The organism is Modestobacter sp. VKM Ac-2986 (assembly GCF_026967795.1).
In the GTDB taxonomy this organism is placed as follows: domain Bacteria; phylum Actinomycetota; class Actinomycetes; order Mycobacteriales; family Geodermatophilaceae; genus Modestobacter.
Genome location: NZ_JAPVBH010000004.1, coordinates 435,746 through 457,888 on the forward strand (window position 1 = coordinate 435,746; position 22,143 = coordinate 457,888).

Annotated in this window: 19 protein-coding genes; 10 read left to right on the forward strand and 9 right to left on the reverse strand. The window is 74.1% G+C overall.

All coding sequences use genetic code 11. The annotated features are described in order from the left end of the window. The first annotated feature begins 14 nt into the window (after positions 1–14). The 10 genes from O2W14_RS13155 (at position 15) to O2W14_RS13200 (ending at position 11,296) form a co-directional block, all read left to right on the forward strand. Positions 15–2,894, forward strand: coding sequence for a Na+/H+ antiporter subunit A (locus O2W14_RS13155; RefSeq protein ID WP_269176547.1), 2,880 nt, complete (start codon positions 15–17; stop codon positions 2,892–2,894). Then, positions 2,891–3,376: a Na(+)/H(+) antiporter subunit C gene (locus O2W14_RS13160; protein ID WP_269176548.1), complete on the forward strand. Its 486-nt coding sequence runs from the start codon at positions 2,891–2,893 to the stop codon at positions 3,374–3,376. The genes O2W14_RS13155 and O2W14_RS13160 overlap by 4 nt, the downstream gene beginning before the upstream one ends. After that, positions 3,373–5,112, forward strand: a complete 1,740-nt coding sequence (locus tag O2W14_RS13165; RefSeq protein ID WP_269176549.1) for a Na+/H+ antiporter subunit D — start codon at positions 3,373–3,375, stop codon at positions 5,110–5,112. Before O2W14_RS13160 ends, O2W14_RS13165 begins: the two co-directional genes overlap by 4 nt. Then, positions 5,109–5,705 carry a Na+/H+ antiporter subunit E gene (locus O2W14_RS13170; protein WP_269176550.1) on the forward strand — a complete coding sequence of 199 codons (597 nt, stop codon included), beginning with the start codon at positions 5,109–5,111 and terminating at the stop codon, positions 5,703–5,705. The genes O2W14_RS13165 and O2W14_RS13170 overlap by 4 nt, the downstream gene beginning before the upstream one ends. Further along, a complete protein-coding gene (locus O2W14_RS13175) occupies positions 5,702–6,034 on the forward strand; it encodes a monovalent cation/H+ antiporter complex subunit F (RefSeq protein ID WP_269176551.1) in 333 nt (110 codons plus the stop codon). Before O2W14_RS13170 ends, O2W14_RS13175 begins: the two co-directional genes overlap by 4 nt. Then, positions 6,031–6,411 carry a monovalent cation/H(+) antiporter subunit G gene (mnhG, locus tag O2W14_RS13180; protein WP_269176552.1) on the forward strand — a complete coding sequence of 127 codons (381 nt, stop codon included), beginning with the start codon at positions 6,031–6,033 and terminating at the stop codon, positions 6,409–6,411. Before O2W14_RS13175 ends, mnhG begins: the two co-directional genes overlap by 4 nt. A 47-nt stretch (positions 6,412–6,458) precedes the next feature. Next, positions 6,459–7,466: a deoxyribose-phosphate aldolase gene (gene deoC, locus O2W14_RS13185; protein ID WP_269176553.1), complete on the forward strand. Its 1,008-nt coding sequence runs from the start codon at positions 6,459–6,461 to the stop codon at positions 7,464–7,466. Position 7,467: 1 nt separating this feature from the next. Continuing rightward, positions 7,468–8,910 (forward strand): aldehyde dehydrogenase family protein, encoded by a 1,443-nt coding sequence (locus tag O2W14_RS13190; RefSeq protein ID WP_269176554.1) that lies wholly within the window; start codon positions 7,468–7,470, stop codon positions 8,908–8,910. After that, entirely contained in the window at positions 8,910–9,776 is an 867-nt protein-coding gene (locus O2W14_RS13195) for an aldehyde dehydrogenase family protein (protein WP_269176555.1), read from the forward strand. Before O2W14_RS13190 ends, O2W14_RS13195 begins: the two co-directional genes overlap by 1 nt. Positions 9,777–9,856: 80 nt before the next feature. After that, positions 9,857–11,296, forward strand: coding sequence for a hypothetical protein (locus tag O2W14_RS13200; RefSeq protein WP_269176556.1), 1,440 nt, complete (start codon positions 9,857–9,859; stop codon positions 11,294–11,296). A 172-nt stretch (positions 11,297–11,468) separates the two neighbouring features. On the opposite strand, the gene O2W14_RS13205 is transcribed toward O2W14_RS13200, so the two are convergent. The 9 genes from O2W14_RS13205 to O2W14_RS13245 all read right to left on the reverse strand — a co-directional run bounded on the left by O2W14_RS13205 (position 11,469) and on the right by O2W14_RS13245 (position 22,043). Then, complete coding sequence (locus O2W14_RS13205) at positions 11,469–13,139, reverse strand: DEAD/DEAH box helicase (protein WP_269176557.1); 1,671 nt, start codon at positions 13,137–13,139, stop codon at positions 11,469–11,471. Between the two features lie 229 nt (positions 13,140–13,368). Beyond that, a complete protein-coding gene (locus O2W14_RS13210; RefSeq protein WP_269176558.1) occupies positions 13,369–14,445 on the reverse strand; it encodes an adenosine deaminase in 1,077 nt (358 codons plus the stop codon). Positions 14,446–14,489: 44 nt separating this feature from the next. Then, the gene (locus O2W14_RS13215; protein ID WP_269176559.1) at positions 14,490–15,302 is read right to left on the reverse strand and encodes an ABC transporter permease; all 813 of its coding nucleotides are present in this window, start codon (positions 15,300–15,302) and stop codon (positions 14,490–14,492) included. Continuing rightward, a complete protein-coding gene (locus O2W14_RS13220; RefSeq protein ID WP_269176560.1) occupies positions 15,299–16,201 on the reverse strand; it encodes an ABC transporter ATP-binding protein in 903 nt (300 codons plus the stop codon). Before O2W14_RS13220 ends, O2W14_RS13215 begins: the two co-directional genes overlap by 4 nt. A 92-nt stretch (positions 16,202–16,293) precedes the next feature. Further along, complete coding sequence (locus O2W14_RS13225) at positions 16,294–17,577, reverse strand: thymidine phosphorylase (protein ID WP_269176561.1); 1,284 nt, start codon at positions 17,575–17,577, stop codon at positions 16,294–16,296. Beyond that, on the reverse strand, positions 17,574–17,987 hold the full coding sequence (locus O2W14_RS13230; protein ID WP_269176562.1) for a cytidine deaminase: 414 nt from the start codon (positions 17,985–17,987) through the stop codon (positions 17,574–17,576). Before O2W14_RS13230 ends, O2W14_RS13225 begins: the two co-directional genes overlap by 4 nt. Further along, positions 17,987–19,264, reverse strand: a complete 1,278-nt coding sequence (locus tag O2W14_RS13235) for an ABC transporter permease (RefSeq protein ID WP_269176563.1) — start codon at positions 19,262–19,264, stop codon at positions 17,987–17,989. The genes O2W14_RS13230 and O2W14_RS13235 overlap by 1 nt, the downstream gene beginning before the upstream one ends. Continuing rightward, on the reverse strand, positions 19,261–20,511 hold the full coding sequence (locus tag O2W14_RS13240) for an ABC transporter permease (RefSeq protein WP_269176564.1): 1,251 nt from the start codon (positions 20,509–20,511) through the stop codon (positions 19,261–19,263). The genes O2W14_RS13235 and O2W14_RS13240 overlap by 4 nt, the downstream gene beginning before the upstream one ends. Then, entirely contained in the window at positions 20,508–22,043 is a 1,536-nt protein-coding gene (locus O2W14_RS13245) for an ABC transporter ATP-binding protein (protein WP_269176565.1), read from the reverse strand. The genes O2W14_RS13240 and O2W14_RS13245 overlap by 4 nt, the downstream gene beginning before the upstream one ends. Between the last annotated feature and the right edge of the window lie 100 nt (positions 22,044–22,143).

Genomic DNA, 22,143 nt, shown 5'->3' on the forward strand with positions numbered 1-22,143 from the left:
TACCCGGGAGACGCATGACCGCACTGCTCGCCCTGCACCTGGTGGCCGCCCTGGCCGCCCCGCTCCTCGTCCGCTGGTGGGGCCGGCCGGCCTACCTGGCGCTGGCCCTGGTCCCCGGCGCGGCCTTCGTCTGGGTGCTGGCGCAGTTGTCCGCGGTCACCGACGGCCGCGCGGTCACCGAGACCACCTCGTGGATCCCCACCCTGGACCTGGCGATCACGCTGCGCCTGGACCAGCTCTCGCTCACCATCGCCGCCCTGGTCACCGGGGTCGGCGCGCTCGTGCTCGTCTACTGCTCGCGCTACTTCGAGGCCGACGACGAGGGCCTGGGCCGGTTCGCCGGCACGCTCACCGCCTTCGCCGGCTCCATGCTCGGCCTCGTCCTGGCCGACGACATGCTCCTGCTCTACGTGTTCTGGGAGCTCACGACCGTCTTCTCGTTCCTGCTGATCGGCGGCTCGGGCGGCCGGCTGGCCGGGCGGCGCGCCGCCAGCCAGGCGCTGGTGCTCACCACCGCCGGCGGGCTGGCGATGCTCGTCGGGCTGATCCTGCTGGGCTCGGCCAGCGGCAGCTTCCTGCTCTCGGAGGTCGTCGCCGACCCGGGCAGCGGCCCGCTCCTGGTCGCCGGCACGGTGCTGGTGCTCGTCGGGGCGATCACGAAGTCGGCGATGGTGCCCTTCCACTTCTGGCTGCCCGCGGCCATGGAGGCACCCACACCGGTCAGCGCCTACCTGCACGCCGCGGCCATGGTGAAGGGCGGCATCTACCTGGTCGCCCGGTTGGCCCCCGGCCTGGCCGAGGTCCCCGGCTGGCGGCCGATCGTGCTGGGTCTGGGCCTGGCCACGATGCTCGTGGGCGGCTACCGCGCCCTGCGCCAGCACGACCTCAAGCTCCTGCTCGCCTTCGGCACCGTCAGCCAACTGGGCTTCCTGATGGTCCTGGTCGGCGCCGGCAGCGCCGAGCTGGCCGCCGCGGGACTGGTGATGACCGTCGCGCACGCGCTGTTCAAGTCCACCCTCTTCCTCACCGTCGGGGTGATCGACCACGCCACCGGCGTCCGCGACCTGCGCCGGCTGTCCGGCCTGGGCCGGCGGCTGCCGGTGGTGGCCGTCATCGGCACGCTGGCCGCGGCCTCCATGGCCGGCCTCCCGCCGATGCTGGGCTTCGTCGGCAAGGAGGCGGCCTTCACCGCCCTGCTCGACGGCGGGCTCCCCGACCGGACGACGGCGCTCGTGGTGCTGACCGGCCTCGTGCTCGGCTCGGTGCTGACCGTGGCGTACTCGGCCCGCTTCGTCTGGGGGGCGTTCGCCCGCAAGCCCGGGCTGGCCGCGACCGAGCCCGCCGAGCTGGTCCACCCGCCGGCCGCGCTGTTCCTCACCGCCCCCGCCGTCCTCGCGCTGTGCGGGCTCGCGCTCGGACCGGCCAGCCCGCTGCTCGACCGGCTGGTCACCGGGCACGCCGCCGCCCTGCCGCTGATCGCCCCCGAGGCCGAGCACCTGGCGCTCTGGCACGGCCTGCAGCCGGCGCTGGCGCTGTCCGCGGTGACCGTCATCGGTGGTGCCGCCCTGTTCGCCGTGCGCGCCCGGGTCACCCGGCTGCAGCAGCGGCTGGCCGTCGGGGCGTCGGCCGACGAGGGCTACTGGAACACGATGCAGGGCCTGGACCGCCTCGCGGTGCTGGTCACCGGCACCACCCAGCGCGGCTCCCTGCCGGCCTACCTCGGCACGATCCTGGTCGTCGTCCTGGCGCTGCCCGGCAGCGTGCTGGTGTTCCGCGCGCCGTGGCCCGACGAGTGGCGGGCGTGGGACTCCCCCGTCCAGGCCCTGGTCGGCGCCACCGCGCTGGTCGCCGCGGTGCTGGCCGTGCGGATCCGGCAGCGGCTGTCGGCGGTGCTGGTCGTCGGCGTGACCGGCTACGCCCTGGCCGTGCTGTTCGTGCTGCAGGGGGCACCCGACCTGGCCCTGACCCAGTTCCTGGTCGAGACGCTGTCCCTGGTCACCTTCGTGCTGGTGCTGCGCAAGCTGCCCAAGGACATCACCGAGCGGCACCGGCCCCGTGAGCGCGCCTTCCGCGGCGTGATCGCCGTCTGCGTCGGCGCCTTCATGGCCGCCGTGGGTGCGGTGGCGCTGGCCGCCCGCACCGCCGCGCCGGTGTCGGTCGACTACCCGGCGGAGGCCTACTCCTTCGGTGGCGGGGAGAACATCGTCAACGTCACCCTGGTCGACATCCGCGCCTGGGACACCCTCGGTGAGATCTCCCTGCTGGTCGTGGCCGCCACCGGCGTGGCCAGCCTGGTGTTCCTGCGTCGGCGCACCGGGACCGTCGAGCGCGCACCCGGCCAGGCCCCGGCCGCGCCCCCGGCCCGCTGGGCCCCCCGCAACCGCTGGCTCGCCGCCAGCGCGACGCTGCCCCCGCAGCGCCGGTCGGTGGTGCTCGAGGTGGTCACCCGGGTGCTGTTCCACACGATCGTCGTGTTCTCCCTGTACCTGCTGTTCACCGGGCACAACGAGCCCGGCGGCGGCTTCGCCGGCGGACTGGTGGCCGGGCTGGCGCTCGTGCTGCGGTACCTGGCCGGCGGCCGCTACGAGCTCGGTGAGGCCGCTCCGGTCGACCCGGGCCTGCTGATGGGCGCCGGGCTGCTGTTCGCCGGCGGCACCGGAGTGGTCGGGCTCGCCCTGGGCGCCGAGGTGCTCCAGACGGCGATCCTGCAGACCACACTGCCGGTGCTGGGCGACGTCAAGCTCGTGACCAGCCTCTTCTTCGACATCGGCGTCTACCTGATCGTGCTGGGCCTCGTGCTCGACGTCCTCCGCAGCCTGGGTGCAGAGCTGGACCGCCAGGTCGACGAGGACGACCCCGTCGACTCCACCCCCGAGGAGGTGATCGTCCGATGACCCCCACCGTCGTCCTGCCCGTGGTGATCGGCGGCCTGTACGCCGCCGGTGTCTACCTGCTGATGGACCGCAGCCTCACCCGGGTGCTGCTGGGCTTCCTGCTGCTGGGCAACGCGACCAACCTGCTGCTGCTGTCCAGCGGAGGCCCGGCCGGCCTGGCGCCGATCCTGGGTGTCTCCGAACCCGAGGAGATGAGCGACCCGCTCCCCCAGGCCTTCGCGCTCACCGCGGTCGTCATCACCTTCGGCATCACCGCCTTCCTGCTGGCGGTGATCTACCGCTCCTGGCGGCTGGTCCGCCAGGAGGTGGTCGGCGTCGACGAGGAGGACCGCCGGGTCGCCGCCCGCGAGGCGATGGACGCCGACGACCTCGACCCCGACGACCTGGACCCCGACGACCGGCCGGCGGCGCACGCCGACAGCCTGCCCGTCGCGGCCTCGGACGACGTGGACCTGCCCGCGACGACGCGGAGCCGCTCGTGATCAGCGTCCTGACCCCTCTGCCGGTGCTGCTGCCGCTGCTCGGGGCGGCCGGCGCGCTGCTGGTCGGCCGGCACCCGCGGACCCAGCGGACGCTCAGCACCCTGGTGCTCAGCGCCGTGCTGGCCGTGTCGGTGGCCCTGCTGGTGCTGGCCGACGAGAGCGGCGCGCACGCGGTGTCGGTCGGCGGCTGGCCGGTGCCGCTGGGCGTCGTGCTGGTGGTCGACCGGCTCTCGGCGCTGATGCTGGTCGTGGCCAGCACGGTGGCCCTCGCCGTCCTGGTCTTCGCCGTGGGCCAGGGCTCGGCCGACGGCGACGAGGAGACGCCGCTGTCGATCTTCCACCCGACGTTCCTGGTGTTGATCGCCGGCGTGAGCAACGCCTTCCTGGCCGGCGACCTGTTCAACCTCTACGTCGGCTTCGAGATCCTGCTGACCGCCAGCTACGTGCTGCTGACCCTGGGCGGCTCCGCGCCGCGGATCCGGGCCGGCATCACCTACATCGTGGTCAGCCTGCTCAGCTCGCTGCTGTTCCTGGCCGCCATCGCGCTCGTCTACGCCGCGACCGGCACGGTCAACATGGCCCAGCTCGCCGTCCGGCTGGCCGAGCTGCCCGAGGGCACGCAGCTGCTGCTGCAGTCGATGCTGCTCGTGGCCTTCTGCATCAAGGCGGCGGTCTTCCCGCTGTCGGCGTGGCTGCCCGACAGCTACCCCACCGCGCCGGCCCCGGTCACCGCCGTCTTCGCCGGGCTGCTCACCAAGGTCGGCGTCTACGCCGTCATCCGCACCCAGACCCTGCTGTTCCCCGGCGGGGCGCTGGACGACGTGCTGATGTGGGCGGCGCTGGCCACCATGGTGATCGGCATCCTGGGCGCGGTCGCGCAGACCGACATCCGCCGGATCCTGTCCTTCACCCTGGTCAGCCACATCGGCTACATGGTCTTCGGCATCGCCCTCGGGACGAGTGCCGGCCTGGCCGGGGCGGTCTTCTACGTCGCCCACCACATCGCCATCCAGACCACGCTGTTCCTGGTCGCCGGGCTGGTCGAGCGCCAAGGCGGGTCGACGTCGGTCGACCGGCTCGGTGGCCTGGCCCGCTCCTCCCCGCTGCTGGCGCTGCTGTTCTTCGTGCCGGCGATGAACCTGGCCGGCATCCCGCCGCTGTCGGGCTTCATCGGCAAGCTCGGGCTGCTGGAGGCCGGGGTCGCCGACGGCAGCTGGCCGGCGATGGTGCTGGTCGGCGGCGCCGTCGTCACCAGCCTGCTCACCCTGGTCGCCATCGCCCGGGTCTGGACCCGGGCCTTCTGGCGGCCCGCGGTGCAGGCACCCGGCGCCGACACCGCCGCGGCGGCAGCCGCCGACGCCGGCCCGGAGACCACCCCCGAGCCGGTCGCGGTCACCGCCGGCACCCCGGCCCCGGCTCCCGGCGGCAGCACCGCCACGAGGCGGCGTCCCCGGACGGTGGCCCGGGCCCGGGCCTGGGCCCGGCACACCGCCGTCGCCACCGACACCGGGCCGTCGCAGGACGGCTTCGGCGACCGGCACCTGGACCCCCGGCCCGGACCGGACCGGCCGCTGCCGGGCGTGATGCTCGGCGCCGCCTCGGCGATGGTGGCGCTGACCGTGGCGCTCACGGTGGTCGCCGGCCCGCTCTACGGCTACACCGACCGCGCCGCCGGGGACCTGCTCGACCGCACGCCCTACCTGGAGTCGGTGTTCGGCGGGGAGACGGTCCGATGACCGCCCCCGACGTCGCGCTGCGGCGGCTGCGGGACCAGGTGCCGCTGCTGGTGGCCCTGGTGCTGGTCTGGAACCTGCTGTGGGGCACCTGGTCCTGGGCGAACCTGATCTCCGGGACCGTCATCGCGATCGCCGTCACCTGGCTGCTCCCGCTGCCCCCGGTTACCGGCGGTGCGGCGTTCCACCCGGCCGCGGTGCTGCGCTACCTCGCCCACTTCGTGCTCGACCTGGTCACCTCCAGCGCCCAGGTCGCCTGGGGCGCGCTCCGCCCGGGCCGGCAGGAGGACGGCGCGATCATCATCGTGGCGCTGCGCACCGACTCCGACCTGCTGCTGACCCTGGTCACCGAGTCGCTGTCGCTGGTGCCCGGCTCGCTCGTCATCGACCTCGACCGCGAGCAGCGCACCGTCGCGCTGCACCTGCTGGCGGTGCGCGACCTGGCCGCGGTCGAACGGCAGCGCGCCTCGGTGCTCGCCGTCGAGGAGCGCGTCGTGCGCGCGTTCGGGCGGGCCGAGGACATCGCCGCCCTCGACTCCCCCGCGCCGGCCACGACAGCACCCGCCCCCGCCCTCGACGAGAGGACCACGTCATGACCGTCGTCTCCGTGCTCGTCTTCGCGATGCTGGGCACCGGCGTGCTGTTCGCGCTCGTGCGCCTGGCCCTCGGCCCCTCCTTGCTGGACCGGGTGGTCGCCACCGACGCGCTGCTGGTGATCATCTCCGCCGGGCTGGCCGTCTACGCCGCGCTCACCCGCGACCGGACCGTCGTCCCGGTGCTGGTCGTGGTGGCCCTGCTGGGCTTCGTCGGCACGATCTCGGTGGCCCGCTACGTCGGCGGCATGCTGCCCGAGCCGGCCGACGACCCCGGCACGCCGGGGGCCACGACGGCCGGCGACGCCCCCGCCGAGGAGGTGCGGCCGTGAACGACGTGGACTCCGTGGCCGACGTCGTCGCGATGGCCTGCCTGCTGCTGGGCGCGTTCCTCTGCCTCACCGCCGGGGTCGGCCTGCTGCGCTTCCGGGACGTGCTGTCCCGGATGCACGCCGGCACCAAGCCGCAGGCGGTCGGGGTGCTGCTGATCATGACCGGCGCCGCGATCCGGCTGGAGGGGTCGTCGGTGACCTGGATGCTGCTGCTGGTCGCGCTCTTCCAGCTCCTCACCGCCCCGGTCAGCGCGCACCTGGTCAGCCGGATCGCCTACCGGCGCCGCCACGTGCGCCGCGACCGCCTGCTGGTCGACGAGCTGGCCGTCACCCGGCCGGCCGCGACACCCGGGGACGGGACGCCGACCGGACCGTGACCCGGGTGGGCGCCGGACCCGGGTCCGGAACGGTGGAGAATGCCCGCATGACCTACGTGCTGGACCCCGACGCCCTGGCCGGTGGTGAGGCCCCGGTCGGCGGCCCGGCCGGCACACCGCCGGACCCCTTCGCCGACGTCACCCGCTCCGACGCCGCCTTCCGCGCCTTCCTGCACGGGCTGCCCGGCGTCGACGCCGTCGGCGCGCAGCAGCGCACGGCGGTGCTGGGCACCCGGTCGATCAAGACCACGGCCAAGGCGTGGGCGATTGACACCGCCATCTCGATGGTCGACCTGACCACGCTGGAGGGCTCGGACACCCCGGGCAAGGTGCGCAGCCTGGCCGCCAAGGCCCGCCGCCCCGACCCCGAGGACCCGGCCTGCCCGGCGGTCGCTGCGGTCTGCGTCTACGGCGACCTCGCCGGCGTCGCCAAGGAGGCCCTGGCCGGCACCGGCATCAAGGTCGCCGCCGTGGCCACCGCCTTCCCCAGCGGGCGGGCCAGCCGCGCGGTCAAGCTCGCCGACGTCCGGGACGCGGTCGCGAACGGCGCCGACGAGATCGACATGGTCATCGACCGCGGTGCGTTCCTGGCCGGCCGCTACCTCGACGTCTACGAGGAGATCGTGGCCGTCAAGGAGGCCTGCGGGCCGGCGCACCTGAAGGTCATCCTGGAGACCGGCGAGCTGGTCACCCTGGACAACGCCCGCCGCGCCTCCTGGCTGGCGATGCTGGCCGGTGGCGACTTCATCAAGACCTCCACCGGCAAGATCTCCCCCGCAGCGACCCTGCCGGTCTGCCTGGTGATGCTGGAGGCCGTGCGCGACTTCCGCGCCGCCACCGGCCGCCAGGTCGGCGTCAAGCCCGCCGGCGGGATCAAGACCACCAAGGACGCCGTCAAGCACCTGGTGCTGATCAACGAGACCGTCGGCGAGGACTGGCTGTCCCCCGACTGGTTCCGGCTCGGCGCCTCCAGCCTGCTCAACGACCTGCTCCTGCAGCGCCAGAAGCTCCGCACCGGCCACTACAGCGGCCCTGACCACGTGAGCGTGGACTGACATGACCAGCCTGTTCGAGTACGCCCCGGCCCTGGAGTCCCGCTCCATCGTCGACCTGCGCCCCAGCTACGGGCTCTTCGTCGACGGCGAGTTCACCGAGGGCACCGGCACCCCCTTCACGACCCTGAACCCGGCCACCGAGGAGGTGCTCAGCGAGGTCGCCACGGCCTCCGACGCCGACGTCGACCGCGCGGTGCGCGCCGCCCGCCGGGCCTTCGTCAAGACCTGGGGGCCGATGCGCCCGGCCGACCGCGGCAAGTACCTGTTCCGCATCGCCCGGCTGCTGCAGGAGCGGGCGCGGGAGTTCGCCGTCCTGGAGACCCTGGACAACGGCAAGCCGATCCGGGAGAGCCGGGACGTCGACGTCCCGCTGGCCGCGGCGCACTTCTTCTACCACGCAGGATGGGCCGACAAGCTCGAGCACGCGGGGCTCGGCCCGGCCCCGCGGCCGCTCGGCGTGGCCGGTCAGGTCATCCCGTGGAACTTCCCGCTGATGATGCTGGCCTGGAAGATCGCCCCGGCGCTGGCGACCGGCAACACCGTCGTCCTCAAGCCCGCGGAGACCACGCCGCTGACGGCGCTGCTGTTCGCCGAGGTCTGCCAGCAGGCCGACCTGCCCCCGGGCGTGGTCAACATCGTCACCGGCGCCGGGGAGACCGGGCGGGCGGTGATCAGCCACCCGGACGTGGACAAGGTCGCCTTCACCGGCTCGACCGAGGTCGGCCGCTCGATCGCCCGCACGGTCGCCGGCACCCACAAGCGGCTGACCCTGGAGCTGGGCGGCAAGGCCGCCAACATCGTCTTCGACGACGCCCCGGTCGACCAGGCCGTCGAGGGCATCGTGCGCGGCATCTTCTTCAACCAGGGCCACGTCTGCTGCGCCGGCTCCCGGCTGCTGGTGCAGGAGTCGGTGCACGACGAGGTGGTCGCCGCGCTGCAGCGCCGGATCGGCACCCTGCGCGTGGGCGACCCGCTGGACAAGAACACCGACCTGGGCGCGATCAACTCCGCCGAGCAGCTGGCGCGGATCCGTGAGCTGACCGCGTTCGGCGAGACGGAGGGGGCCACCTGCTGGCAGCCCGAGGGCGACCTGCCGGCCCGCGGGTACTGGTTCAAGCCGACCGTCTTCACCGGCGTCTCCTCCGCCCACCGGATCGCCCGCGACGAGGTGTTCGGCCCGGTGCTCAGCGTGCTCACCTTCCGCACCCCCGACGAGGCGGTGGCCAAGGCGAACAACTCCACCTACGGGCTGTCGGCCGGCGTCTGGTCGGAGAAGGGCTCCCGGATCCTGTCCATCACCTCGAAGCTGCGGGCCGGCGTCGTGTGGGCCAACACCTTCAACGAGTTCGACCCGACCTCGCCGTTCGGCGGCTACAAGCAGTCCGGCTACGGCCGCGAGGGCGGCCGGCAGGGCCTGGCCGCGTACCTGAGGGGCGACGCCTGATGTCCGACCGGCTCACCGTGCGCAAGACCTACAAGCTGTACGTGAACGGGGCCTTCCCCCGCTCGGAGTCCGGCCGCACCTACGAGGTGACCGACGCCCGCGGCCACTTCCTGGCCAACGCCGCCTGGGCCTCCCGCAAGGACGCCCGGGACGCCGTCGTCGCCGCCCGCGGAGCGTTCGCGAAGTGGTCCGCGGCCACCGCCTACAACCGCGGCCAGGTGCTCTACCGGGTCGCCGAGGTGATGGAGGGCCGCGCCGCCCAGTTCGCCGAGGAGGTCGCCGCCGGCGAGGGGCTGTCGTCGTCCAAGGCCCGCGCCGAGGTGGACGCCGCCATCGACCGCTGGGTCTGGTACGCCGGCTGGACCGACAAGCTCGCCGCCGTGCTCGGCAGCACCAACCCGGTCGCCGGCCCGTACTTCGGGTTCTCGATGCCCGAGCCCACCGGCGTCGTCGCGGTCCTGGCGCCCCAGCGGTCCAGCCTGCTGGGCCTGGTCAGCGTGCTCGCCCCGGTGCTCGCCGGCGGCAACACCGCCGTCGTCGTCAGCTCCAAGGGCCGGCCGCTGCCGGCGATCACCCTCGGCGAGGTGCTGGCCACCTCCGACGTCCCCGGTGGGGTCGTCAACCTGCTCACCGGGGACGCCGCGGAGATCGGCCCGTGGCTGGCCGAGCACGCCGACGTCGACGCGGTCGACCTGGCCGGCACCGCCGGTCCGCTGGCCATGGAGCTGGAGCGCTCGGCCGCCGGCACGGTCAAGCGGGTGCTGCGCGCCCCGGCCGAGGAGCCGGACTGGTCGGGCGACCCGGGCCTGTCCCGGCTGCGGCCGTTCCTGGAGACCAAGAGCGTCTGGCACCCGATCGGACTGTGAAGGAGGACCCCGGTGCCCACTGGCACCGGGGCCCGGGGTCCGTGTGGGCACGGCACAGGGTCACCCGGCAGGATGGGCGGGTGGCCAGGCCCAGCATCGTCCCCATCGCCCTGACGCTCGACGACCGCACGGGCTACACCCTGTGGGCTCCCCCGTGGGAGGAGGACGGCGAGGAGTGGCAGGCCTTCCTCGGCAGCACCGTCGACCCCGGCCCGGACGACGACCCCGAGGCCGGGCCGACCGCAGTGGTGCACCTGTTCCCCTCACCGGCCGCGCTGGCCGCGTTCTGCCGCACCAGCACCGACCACGACCTGGCCGACCACCCGGTGTGGCCGGTCGTCTCCACGCTGGGCGCCGCTGACCTCACCCCCGACGAGGAGCACCGCTACGACCTCGACGGCGTCTACGACATCGTCGCGGAGAACCCCGACCGCTGGGCCGTCGACGAGCTGGCCGCGGTGCTGGACGTGGTCGGCCGGCTGGCCGAGTGCTGTGACGCCGCCACCGGGGACGACGACGAGGACGACGAGGACGAGACCGGCTTCGAGGCCGTCGCCGACCTCGTCTCCCGCCCCGAGGCCGCGGCCCTGGGGCTGGGCATCGACGCGTACGTCGGCCGCGACGGCGAGCAGAGCTGGAGCCGGCTGGGCACCGCGATCGACGAGCTCTGGGAGGACGTCCTGGAGGACCTCGACGACCACCTCGACTGGTCCGGGGCCGGCACCGTCTCCGTCGACGACTACCCGACCGCGGCCGAGGAGGCCGAGTCCCGCACCGCCCAGCCCGCCGACCTGGACGACGAGGACGAGGACGACGACGACCGGGACGACGTCGCCCCCGCGGCCCGCCCGGCTGCCGGCTCGACCGCGGCCGCCCCGGCGGAGGCGGCCACCGCGGGGATCCGCACGATCCGCAGCGGCAGCGGCCTGACCGCCAGCCCGGCGGCCGTCGCCGCCGCCCAGGAGTTCTGGGAGGCCGTGGGCATCCTCCCGGTCGAGCTGGTCACCCCGGCCGTCAGTGGCGTGACCCTGCGCTGCTACGTCGAGGACCGGGCGCGCTTCCTCGGCCGCGACGGGCAGGTGTTCGTCTTCCCCTCCCCCGTCGACCTCGCCCGCTTCTGCGCCGGCGACGAGCGGCACGACCTCAGCGACATCGCCTCCTGGCCCGAGGTGGCCGACACCGACGTCATGCCGCTGCCGGCCGACGAGGACCGCTACGACCTCACCGAGCTGACCGAGGTGCTCGCCGAGGTCGCCTCCGGCGCCGGCGGTCTGGTCACGCACGCGGTGCTGGTGCAGCCGGCCGAGGGCGCCCTGGACCTCGCCGAGTACGCGGGCCTCCCCCGGGTCCAACAGCTGCTGTCCGCCGGCTCCCCGCTGGGCCGGGCGGTGGCCCGCGGCGACGCGGAGCCGACCGCGCCGCTGTCGGCGGAGGAGACCCCGGCCCTGGCCGCCGCCTGGGACGACGTGGTCGCCGACGTGGCCACCACCCTGGTCTCGCGGAGCGACGTCCGGCGCTGACGGCGGACCCCGCTGCCCCGGCAGTGGGTCCCCCCGGACGGACGACGACGGCCGGCCCCCGCAGTGCGGGAGCCGGCCGTCGCCGTTCGTGCTCGTCCCCGTCCCGCGTGAGCGGGACGGTCAGCCCCGCGCCCTCACCCGCACGTGTGCGGGTGAGGCGCAGGGCCCTCCGTCAGTAGGAGCGCGCCGGGCGGGCGGGCCGACCGGAGGAGCGCTGCCCCTCGGCCGAGCCGCGGTACCCACCGGGACGGCGGTCGCCGCCTGCCGGGCGATCCCGGTCGCCGTAGGAGCGCTCGCCCGAGGGGCGGCCTCCGTACGAACGATCGCGGTCACCGGAGGGGCGGTCCCCCGAGGGGGCGCCGGCCGAGCGATCCCGGTCGCCGTAGGAGCGCTCGCCCGAGGGGCGGTCTCCGTACGAGCGATCGCGGTCGCCGGCGGGACGACGGGGGGCACCACCGGAGCGGTACCCACCCGGACGGTCACCGGAGGGACGACGCCCACCGGAGGAACCGGCCGGACGGCTCGAGGAGCGCGCCGGACGGACGATCGGCTCGACGAACGTGCCGCCGGCCACGAGCTCCGCGATCGGGGCGTCGCCCGGACGGATCCGCGACACGGGCGGGTCGAGCTTGGCCTGGCGGAACCGGCGCTTGGCCTGGCCCACCTGGTCGGGCAGCAGCAGGGAGACCACGACACCCGCGGCACCGGCGCGCGCGGTGCGGCCGGAGCGGTGCAGGTAGGTCTTGTGGTCTGCCGGCGGGTCGTAGTGCAGGACCAGCGACACGTCGTCGACGTGGATGCCGCGGGCGGCGACGTCGGTGGCGACCAGCACCGGGCTGCGGGCGTCGGTGAAGGCCTCCAGCGCCCGGCGACGGGCTGCCTGCGGCAGACCACCGTGGATGGGCTCGGCGTTGATGCCGACGTGCTGCAGGTTCTCGGCCAGCCGGTCGGCACCGTGCTGGGTGCGCACGAAGATGATGATGCGGCCCGGGCGGGCGGCCATCGCCTCGGTGACCTTCAGCTTGTCCGGGAAGGACACGCTGTAGGCCAGGTGCTCGGCCTTGGGGCCGTTGTCCTCGGCCTTGACGACCTCGTGGCGGGCCGGGTCCTTGAGGTAGCGGCGGACCAGGGTGTCGACCTCGCCGTCCAGCGTCGCGGAGAACAGCAGCCGCTGGCCGTCGGTGCGGGTCTGGTCGAGCAGCTCCTTGACCACGGGCAGGAAGCCGAGGTCGGACATGAAGTCGGCCTCGTCGATGACCGAGACGACGACCTCGGACAGCGTGGTCTCGCCCTGGTTGATCAGGTCCTGCAGGCGACCGGGGGTGGCGATGAGGACGTCCACGCCGCGGCGCAGCTGCTGGATCTGGCGGTACATCGAGGCGCCGCCGTAGACCGCGGCCAGCTGCACGCCGATCGACTGGCCGAGGGGGGCCAGGTTGTCGTGCACCTGCTGGGCCAACTCGCGGGTCGGGACCAGGATCAGCCCGCGCGGTGCGCGGCGACCCTGACCCGGCTCCGCACCCAGGCGGGACAGCAGCGGCAGGCCGAAGGCCAGCGTCTTGCCCGAACCGGTGGCGGCCTTGCCGAGCACGTCGCGCCCGGCGAGGGCGTCGGGCAGCGCGGAGGTCTGGATGGCGAACGGGTGGCGGATGCCCTTGCGCTCGAGCGCGGTGACCAGCGGCTGGGGCAGGCCCAGCTGGGCGAAGGTCGGGCCGGTGGGCTCGGGGGCGACCTCGGCCTCGGGGGCCGAGATCTCGGAGGCAGGGGCCTCCACGACGGCCTCAGCGGCGATCGTGTCGTTCTGGGGGGCGTTCTGGGCGTCGACAGAGTCGAACGAGGACAAGCGGGGACTCCGATACAGATCGGTGCGCGTCCCGTGGTGATGCTGACCGCCGGGTGACCCGGCGTCCACACTGGTGATCGCGGCCGTCTTCGATGACGCGTGATCTGCACGGATGCGCTGTGCCCGGGCAGGACCGCCCGGGAGGATGACCGGCACGCGCCGGCACGATCAGGTTAGCAGCGCCGGGCCCCAGAAGATTCCCGAGCGAGGGTGACGCTGCTCGCCCGGGTCACCCACGCAGTGCGTCGAAGCCCGGCCGGAGCACCTCGGTGGCGATCCGGGCCCGCGTGGCGTCGTCGGCGAACCCGGCGCGCAGCGCCCGCTCGGCCACGGTCTGCACCTCGTCCCAGCCCCAGCCGAACGTGGCCACCACGTCGGTGAGCTCGCTGGTCACCGAGACCCCGCTCATCAGCCGGTTGTCGGTGTTCAGCGTGACGGCGAAGCCGGCCCGGTGCAGCCGGTCGACCGGGTGGTCGGCCAGCGAGGGGTAGGCACCGGTCTGCACGTTCGACGACGGGGCGACCTCGAGGGTGACCTGCTCGTCGCGCACCCGCTCCGCCACCGGGCCCAGCGGGCCGTCGACGGGCACCTGGTCGGCGATCCGGACGCCGTGGCCCAGCCGCTCGGCCCGGGCGCCGTCCAGCGCGGCGACGATCGAGTCGATGCCGGCGGCCTCCCCGGCGTGGATCGTGCGGTGCGCGTCGGCGCGGTCGAGGACGGCGATGGCCTCCGGGATGCGGTCCGGCGGGAAGCCGTCCTCGGGCCCGGCCAGGTCGAACCCGACCACGCCCTCGCCGCGGCGCCGCACGACCTGCTCGGCGACCTCGACCCAGCGGTCGGCCTGCCGCATGGCGCACAGCAGCGTGCCGACGACGATCGGGTGCCCGGCCTCGGCGGCCTCCCGGCTGCCCTGCGCGTACCCGTCGAGCATGGCCTCGACGACCTCGTCCAGGCTCATCCCGCCGGCGGTGAGCAGCTCCGGCGCCATCCGGACCTCGGCGTAGACCACGCCGTCGGCGGCGAGGTCCAGCGCGCACTCGCGGGCCACCCGCTGCACCGCCTCGGGCCGCTGCATCACCGCGACGGTGTGCGCGAACGTCTCCAGGTAGCGGGGCAGCGAGCCGGAGTCGGCGGACTCTCGGAACCAGCGGCCCAGCGCCTCGGGCGAGTCGGCGGGCAGCTCCCGGTAGCCGGCCTCGTCGGCCAGCTCGAGCACCGTCTGCGGCCGCAGCCCGCCGTCCAGGTGGTCGTGCAGCAGCACCTTGGGCGCGCGGGCGAGGGTCTCGGCGGTGAGCGGGAGTGCCATGCCGGAACCGTACTGACCACCTGTGCGGGCGCGCCCACGGGCGGTCAGTCCTCGCCGCGCTCCTGCCAGCGGAAGGTGCGCACGCACAGCACCAGGCCCACGACGCACCACAGGCCCAGCACGAGCGCGACCCGACCCAGCTCGAAGGAGCCGGCCGGCTCGCGCAGCGCGAGTTCGTCGGGCAGGAAGACCGAGCGCAGCCCCTGGGCCATCCACTTGAGCGGGAACAGCGAGGCGATCGTCTGCAGCCAGGTCGGCACCTGGTCGAAGGGCAGGAAGACCCCGGAGATGAACTCCAGCACCAGCGCGATCGGGGTTACCGTCGCCGACGCCGAGCGGCTGTTGCGGGCCAGGGTGGAGACGGTGATGCCCAGCAGCGTGCAGGCCGCGGCACCCAGCGCGGCGACCCAGGCGAAGGTCAGCCAGTCGCGCCCGGACGGCAGGGTGATGCCGTACACGAAGACGCCGATGAGCAGCAGGATCACGATCGTCGCGACGGCGACCGCGAGCACCTGCACGACCTTGCCGATGAAGTACGCGCTCTTGGGCATCGGGGTGCCGGACAGGCTCTTCAGCGTGCCGTCGGAGCGCTCACCGGCGATGTGGATCGCCATGTTCTGCAGGCTCGCGCCGAAGATGCCCACGGCGATGATCCCGGCCATGAAGTACTGCGGGAAGTCGACCCCGGAGCCCAGGTCGTAGTCGAGGATCGCGCCCAGGGCCAGCAGCAGGATGACCGGGAAGAACAGCGTGAAGACGACGGACTCGCGCTGCCGGAAGAACTCCTTGAGCTCGACCCCGGCCCGGGTGCGGACGACGCTGAACAGCGAGGGCAGCGGCCGTTCCACGGTGGTCATTCGGGTTCGCCGATCATGCGCAGGTACACGTCCTCGAGCGTCGGGCGGGCCACGGCCAGGTCGGGCACCTCGCCGGGGAACCGGGCGGCGAGCTCCGCGACGAACGCGGTCGGGGTGGCGGTCTCGGCCGACCGCCGGGCGCCGTCCTCGGTCCAGTGCACGACCGCCGGGGCCGTGCCGCGCCCACCGAGCTCGGCCGGGACGGCGACCTCGACCAGCCGGCCGCGGGTGATGACCCCGACCCGGTCGGCCAGCTCCTCGGCCTCGTCCAGGTAGTGGGTGGTGAGCAGCATCGTCGTCCCGAGCTCGCGCAGGGAGCGGATCAGCGACCAGAACTGCCGGCGCGCCTCGGGGTCGAAGCCGGTGGTCGGCTCGTCCAGGAAGAGCAGCCGAGGGCGGCCGACGATGCCGAGGGCGACGTCGAGCCGACGGCGCTGGCCACCGGAGAGCGTGCGGCCCCGGGCCCCGGCCTTCTCGGTCAGCCCGACCAGGTCCAGCACCTCGGCGGGGTCGCGCGGGTCGGGGAAGTAGGCGGCCTGCGCGCGCAGCAGCTCCAGGCAGCTCAGCTGGCTGTCCCCGGCGCCGGACTGCAGCACGATCCCGATGTCGGACTTCCAGCGCCGGTCACCGGTGGCCGGGTCGACGCCGAGCACCCGCACCTCACCGCCGTCGCGTCGGCGGTGGCCCTCCAGGATCTCCACGGTGGTGGTCTTGCCGGCACCGTTGGGGCCCAGCAGCGCGAAGATCTCCCCGCGCCGGATGTCGAGGTCCACGCCGTCGACGGCGTTGCGGTCGCCGTAGCGGCGGACCAGGCCGCGCACCGAGATCGCGGCGTCCGGGTCCAGCGGCGTGCTCGGGTGCACCGCGCCGGGGACGGTCGCAGCGGGCGTTCGGGTCACGGGGCGTCAGTGTCCTCCAGGTTTCTGTGGCCCCCTCGCAGGGTCCCACCGCGAGCCTGCGAGTGGCGGGGGGCGAGGGGGCCCTTCCACCATCAGGCGGTGATGCGGTCCAGGACCAGGGGCAGGGGGACGTCATCGGTGTCGACGCCGATCGCGCCCTCCAGCGCCTCCAGGGCACGGGCGATGCGGGCCGGGTCGTCGGTCTGCAGCTCCAGCAGGGGCTGCCCGGCGGTGACCTGCTCCCCCACGCCGGCGGTCCACACGACACCGGCCGCGGCCGACACCGGGTCCTCCTTGCGCGCCCGGCCCGCGCCCAGCCGCCAGGCGGCCACGCCCAGGGCGTAGGCGTCGAGCTTCGTGAGCGTGCCGGTCGTCGGTGCGGTGACCACGTGCCGCTCGGCCGGCTGCGGCAGCGGCGCGTCGGGGTCCCCGCCCTGGGCGCTGATCATCGCGCGCCAGACGTCCATCGCGCGGCCGTCGGCCAGGGCGTCGGCGGGGTCGACGTCGGTGCGCCCGACCCCGGCCAGCATCTCCCGGGCCAGCGCCAGGGTCAGCTCGACGACGTCGGCGGGGCCGCCACCGGCCAGCACCTCCAGCGACTCGGCCACCTCGACGGCGTTGCCGGCGCTGCGGCCCAGCGGGCGGTCCATCGCGGTCACGAGGGCCACGGTGCGCACCCCGGCCGCCTCGCCCAGCCCGACCATCGTGCGGGCCAGGGTGCGGGCGTCGTCGGCGTCGCGCATGAAGGCCCCGGAGCCGGTCTTGACGTCCAGGACCAGCGCGTCGGCGCCCTCGGCGATCTTCTTGCTCATGATCGAGCTGGCGATCAGCGGGATCGACTCGACGGTGCCGGTGACGTCGCGCAGCGCGTAGAGCAGCTTGTCGGCCGGGGCGAGGTCGTTGCCGGCGGCGCAGATCACCGCGCCCACCTCGCGCAGCTGCGCCAGGTAGGCCTCCTCGTGCACGTCGGCCCGCCAGCCGCTGATCGCCTCGAGCTTGTCCAGCGTGCCGCCGGTGTGGCCCAGCCCGCGGCCGGACAGCTGCGGCACGGCCACCCCGCAGGCGGCGACCAGCGGCGCCAGGGGCAGGGTGATCTTGTCGCCCACGCCGCCGGTGGAGTGCTTGTCGGCGGTGGGGCGGCCCAGCGAGGTGAGGTCCTTGCGGACGCCGGAGTCGATCATCGACTGCGTCCACACGGCCAGCTCGTCGGGCGACATGCCGCGGAAGAAGACCGCCATGAGCAGCGCGCTCATCTGCTCGTCGGGCACCTGCCCCGCGGTGTAGGCGCCGATGACCCAGCGGATCTGCTCGGCGCTCAGGCCCACGCCGTCCCGCTTGGCCCGGATGACGTCGATGGCGTCGAACGGGGCGGTCACGCCTGACGCTCCGCGGCGGCGACCAGGTCGTCGGGGCCGAAGGCGTCGGGCAGCACCTGGCTCATCGGCACGATGCCCAGCGAGACGGTCTCGATCAGCATGTCGCGGCCGCCGTGCTCCCACAGCAGCTGCCGGCAGCGGCCGCAGGGCATCAGCGGCCGGCCGTCGCCGCCCACGCAGGCCACGGCGACCAGCCGGCCGCCGCCGGTGCGGGCCAGGTCGGAGACCATGCCGCACTCGGCGCACAGCCCCAGGCCGTAGGAGGCGTTCTCGACGTTGCAGCCGGTGACCACCCGGCCGTCGTCGACCAGCCCGGCCACGCCCACGGGGAACTGCGAGTAGGGCGCGTAGGCGTGCCCCATCGCCTCGCGGGCGGCACCGCGCAGGGCGTCCCAGTCGATGTCGGCCACTAGTGCTCTCCTCGTCGGTAGACCAGGCCGTCGGCCTTCGGTGGGCGCAGCCGCTGGGAGGCCAGCGACAGCACCAGCAGCGTGATCAGGTGCGGGGTGAAGGAGACCAGGCCCTCGGGCAGCTCGTCGATGGTCAGGTAGCCGACCAGCGCCGCCACCGCGAACACCGCGGCCACCACGGCCTGGGTGGTCTTGCGCCGGATCCCCTGCCAGATCGCCACGCCCAGCAGCAGGACGGCGATGAGCAGGAACAGCGCGACGACGGCGGTGCGGCTGCGCAGCTGCAGGGCGTCGGAGAAGCCGAACAGGCCCGCGCCCGCGGCCAGCCCGCCCGGCCGCCAGTTGCCGAAGATCAGCGCGGCGAGGCCGATGAAGCCACGGCCACCGGTCTGGCCCTCGCGGTAGATCGTGGCGATGAAGACCAGGAAGACACCGCCCAGGCCGGCCAGCGCGCCGGAGATGATGACGGCGATGTACTTGAGCCGGTAGACGGGCACGCCCAGGGAGTCGGCCGCGGCCGGGTTCTCACCGCACGAGCGCAGCCGCAGGCCGAAGGCCGTGCGCCACAGCAGCAGGTACACCGCCGGCACGAGCGCCACGGCGAGCACGGTGAGCACGCCGACGCCGCTGGTGAACCCGCGCAGCAGGCCCGCCAGGTCCGACAGCAGGAACCAGTGCCGGTTCTCCAGGTCGCCCAGCAGGTCCGGTCCCGACGACAGCACCGGCAACGAGAAGCTCGGTGGTGAGGACGACAGCGACGGCGACTGGGTGACGCCACCGCCGGCGGGGTTGTCGGTGTAGACCAGCTCGGAGAGGAAGCGGACGACGCCGTCGGCCAGGATGTTGATCGCGACGCCGGAGACCACGTGGTCGACGCCGAAGGTCACCGTGGCGATCGCGTGCAGCAGCCCACCGGCGGCCCCGAAGACGGCTCCGCCGATCAGCGCGCCGCCCCAGCCCCACTGGTAACCGGCGTAGCCCGCGCCCCAGGTGCCCAGCACCATCATGCCCTCGAGGCCGATGTTGACCACGCCCGCGCGCTCGGAGAACAGCCCGCCCAGCGCCACCAGCACCAGCGGGACGGCGAGCAGCAGCGCGGCGGAGAACGTCGAGGACGACGTCAGCGCCTGCTCGCCGGAGATCACGCGCACGGCGGAGACCAGCACGACCAGGCCGACCAGCAGGTAGGCCAGCTTGCGCGAGCGGGAGCCGCCGAACACCCGGTCGGTCAACGTCCCGCGACCACTGGTCGCCGGCGTCTTCATCGCGGTGCTCATGCCCCTGCTCCCTCTCGCTGGTCGCTGCGGCCGCCCTGACCGGTGGCGGTGCGCAGCCCCGGTCCGGTGCCCGAGCCCGGGCCGTCGTCCGGCGGGGGTCCGCCGTCGGGACCCTGGCCGCCGCCGGTGCTGCCGTCGCCGGCGGTCGGCGGGGCGACGGCGTTGCCGCGCTCGGCCGAGCGGCGGGTGAGCCGGCGGGAGACCTCGTTGGCCACGACGACCGACAGCACGATCGTGCCCTGGATGATCGTGACCACCGAGGCCGGGATGTCGGCGAACTGCAGCGGGATGGCCGCGCGGTCCAGGAAGCCGAACAGCAGCGCGCCGAGGGCGATCCCGAGCGGGGAGTTGCGGCCCAGCAGGGCGACCGCGATGCCCAGGAAGCCCAGGCCGGCGGTGAACTCGGTGCCGTAGCTGCGCTGGTCGCCCAGCAGGTCCGGCAGGCCGATCAGCCCGGCGATGGCGCCGGAGATCAGCATCGTCTTGACCACCATGCCGCGGGCGTCGACGCCGCTGGCGGTGGCCGCCGAGGGCGACAGTCCGCTGGCCCGCAGGTCGAAGCCGAAGCGGGTGCGCTTGATCAGCACCGAGACCACGATGCCGGCCACCACCGCGACCAGCAGGAAGCCGTACAGCTCGGTGCGCGGCTGGGCCAGGCCGAGGGCGCCGAGCAGCCCGTTGAGGCCGGGGAACCAGCCCGACTCCGGGATGGGCGTGGTGGTGATGATCTGCGCGCCCTCGGGGCTGCCGCGCAGCGGGCCGGTGAGCAGGAACGAGGCGATGCCGAGGGCGATGAAGTTCAGCATGATCGAGCTGATCACCTCGCTCACGCCGCGGGTCACCTTCAGCACCGCGACGATGCCGGCCCAGATCGCGCCCACCGCCATGGCGACCACGATGATCAGGAGCAGATGCAGCGGGCCGGGCAGCGCGACGGCCGCACCCACCGCGGCGGCCATGATCGTGGCGAGCCGGTACTGGCCCTCGACGCCGATGTTGAACAGGCCCATCCGGAAGGCCACCGACACCGCGAGGCCGGCGAGGAACAGCGGCACGGCCCGGTTGAGGACCACCACGATCGCCTGCGTCTGCTGGCTCGGGGTGTCGCCGAAGTCGAACATGACCCGGACGGCGGCGAACGGGTCCTCCCCGATCAGGGAGATGACGACGCCGGAGATGACCAGGGCGACGAGGATGGCCAGCACCGGCGCGAACAGCGCCAGGCCGATCCTGCGCAGGGCGTTCACGCCGCACCCGCCGTCGAGCCGGCGCCGGTCATGTGCGAACCGAGCTCCTCCGGCGTCAGCGAGGCCGGGTCCAGGGTGGCGACCAGCGCCCCGCGGAGCATGACGTGCAGCGTGTCCGACAGGCCGATCAGCTCGTCGAGGTCCGCCGAGACCAGCACGATCCCCATCCCCTCAGCGCGGGCGTCCTTGAGCAGTTCCCAGATGACCGACTGGGCGCCGACGTCGACGCCGCGGGTCGGGTGGGCGGCGATGAGCAGCCGCGGCGAGGCGCTCATCTCCCGCCCGACGATCAGCTTCTGCTGGTTGCCACCGGACAGCGCCACGGCCGCGGTGTCGGGGCTGGGGGCCCGGACGTCGTACTCGCGCATGATCCGGGCGGTGTCGGCCCGGGCGCCCTTGCGGTCGATGAAGGCGCCCTTGACCGCCGGCGGGCGGGTCTGGTGGCCCAGGATGCGGTTCTCCCACAGCGGTGCGTCCAGCAGCATCCCCTGGCGGTGCCGGTCCTCGGGGATGAAGCCCAGGCCCTGCTCGCGGCGACGACGGGTCGACCAGGCGGCGATGTCGTCGGCGCCCAGCACGATGCTGCCGGCGGCCAGCGGGCGCAGGCCCATGACCGCGTCGACCAGCTCGGCCTGGCCGTTGCCCTCGACGCCGGCGATGCCGACGACCTCGCCCTCCCGCACGGTGAGCGAGACGTCGTCCACCAGCGCCCGGCCGCCGGGGGCGGAGACGGTCACGCCCCGCAGCTGCAGCACGGGGACGTCGCGGACGGTCGAGGTGCGGGTCTGCGGCGTGGGCAGCTCCGCACCCACCATCAGCTCGGCGAGCTGCTTGGCCGACGTCGTCGCCGGGTCCGCGGTGCCCACGGTGGTGCCGCGGCGGATGACGGTGATGGAGTCGGCGACCTTGCGCACCTCGTCCAGCTTGTGCGAGATGAAGATGACGGTGAGGCCCTCGCGCTTGAGCTCGGCGAGGTTGCCGAACAGCTCGTCGACCTCCTGCGGGACCAGGACGGCGGTCGGCTCGTCGAGGATCAGCGTGGTCGCGCCGCGGTAGAGGACCTTGGCGATCTCCACGCGCTGGCGGTCGCCGACGCCGAGGTCCTCGACCAGGGTGTCGGGGTCGAGCCCGAGGGAGTACCGGTCGGAGATCTCGCGGATGCGGCGGCGGCCCTCGGCCCGGTCCAGCCGCCCGCCCTTCGTCGGCTCGCTGCCGAGCACGACGTTCTCCAGCACGGTGAAGTTGTCGGCGAGCATGAAGTGCTGGTGCACCATGCCGATGCCGGCGGCGATGGCGTCGGCCGGGCTGCGGAAGGTGACCGGGCGGCCGTCGATGAGGATCTCGCCCTCGTCGGGGCGGTGCATGCCGTAGAGGGTCTTCATCAGCGTCGACTTGCCGGCGCCGTTCTCCCCGACGATCGCGTGCACCTCGCCGCGGGCCACCCGCAGCTCGATGTCCTTGTTCGCCACCACGCCGGGGAAGCGCTTGGTGATGCCGCGCAGCTCGACCGCCAGCGGTGCCGAGGTGTTCAACAGGTTCTCCAGGGTGCCGGGGTGTCCGCGGGACCAGGGGCGGTCGCGGAGGACGGGCGCGGGACGTCCTCCGGCCGTGAGCGGACCGGACGTCGTCCGA

Excerpts from the sequence above, each read along its gene's own strand:
- O2W14_RS13155 (WP_269176547.1), top strand. The coding sequence starts at position 15 with ATGACCGCACTGCTCGCCCTGCACCTGGTGGCCGCCCTGGCCGCCCCG.
- O2W14_RS13160 (WP_269176548.1), top strand. The coding sequence starts at position 2,891 with ATGACCCCCACCGTCGTCCTGCCCGTGGTGATCGGCGGCCTGTACGCC.
- O2W14_RS13170 (WP_269176550.1), top strand. The coding sequence starts at position 5,109 with ATGACCGCCCCCGACGTCGCGCTGCGGCGGCTGCGGGACCAGGTGCCG.
- O2W14_RS13175 (WP_269176551.1), top strand. The coding sequence starts at position 5,702 with ATGACCGTCGTCTCCGTGCTCGTCTTCGCGATGCTGGGCACCGGCGTG.
- deoC (WP_269176553.1), top strand. The coding sequence starts at position 6,459 with ATGACCTACGTGCTGGACCCCGACGCCCTGGCCGGTGGTGAGGCCCCG.
- O2W14_RS13190 (WP_269176554.1), top strand. The coding sequence starts at position 7,468 with ATGACCAGCCTGTTCGAGTACGCCCCGGCCCTGGAGTCCCGCTCCATC.
- O2W14_RS13195 (WP_269176555.1), top strand. The coding sequence starts at position 8,910 with ATGTCCGACCGGCTCACCGTGCGCAAGACCTACAAGCTGTACGTGAAC.
- O2W14_RS13210 (WP_269176558.1), bottom strand. The coding sequence starts at position 14,445 with ATGGCACTCCCGCTCACCGCCGAGACCCTCGCCCGCGCGCCCAAGGTG.
- O2W14_RS13215 (WP_269176559.1), bottom strand. The coding sequence starts at position 15,302 with ATGACCACCGTGGAACGGCCGCTGCCCTCGCTGTTCAGCGTCGTCCGC.
- O2W14_RS13235 (WP_269176563.1), bottom strand. The coding sequence starts at position 19,264 with ATGAGCACCGCGATGAAGACGCCGGCGACCAGTGGTCGCGGGACGTTG.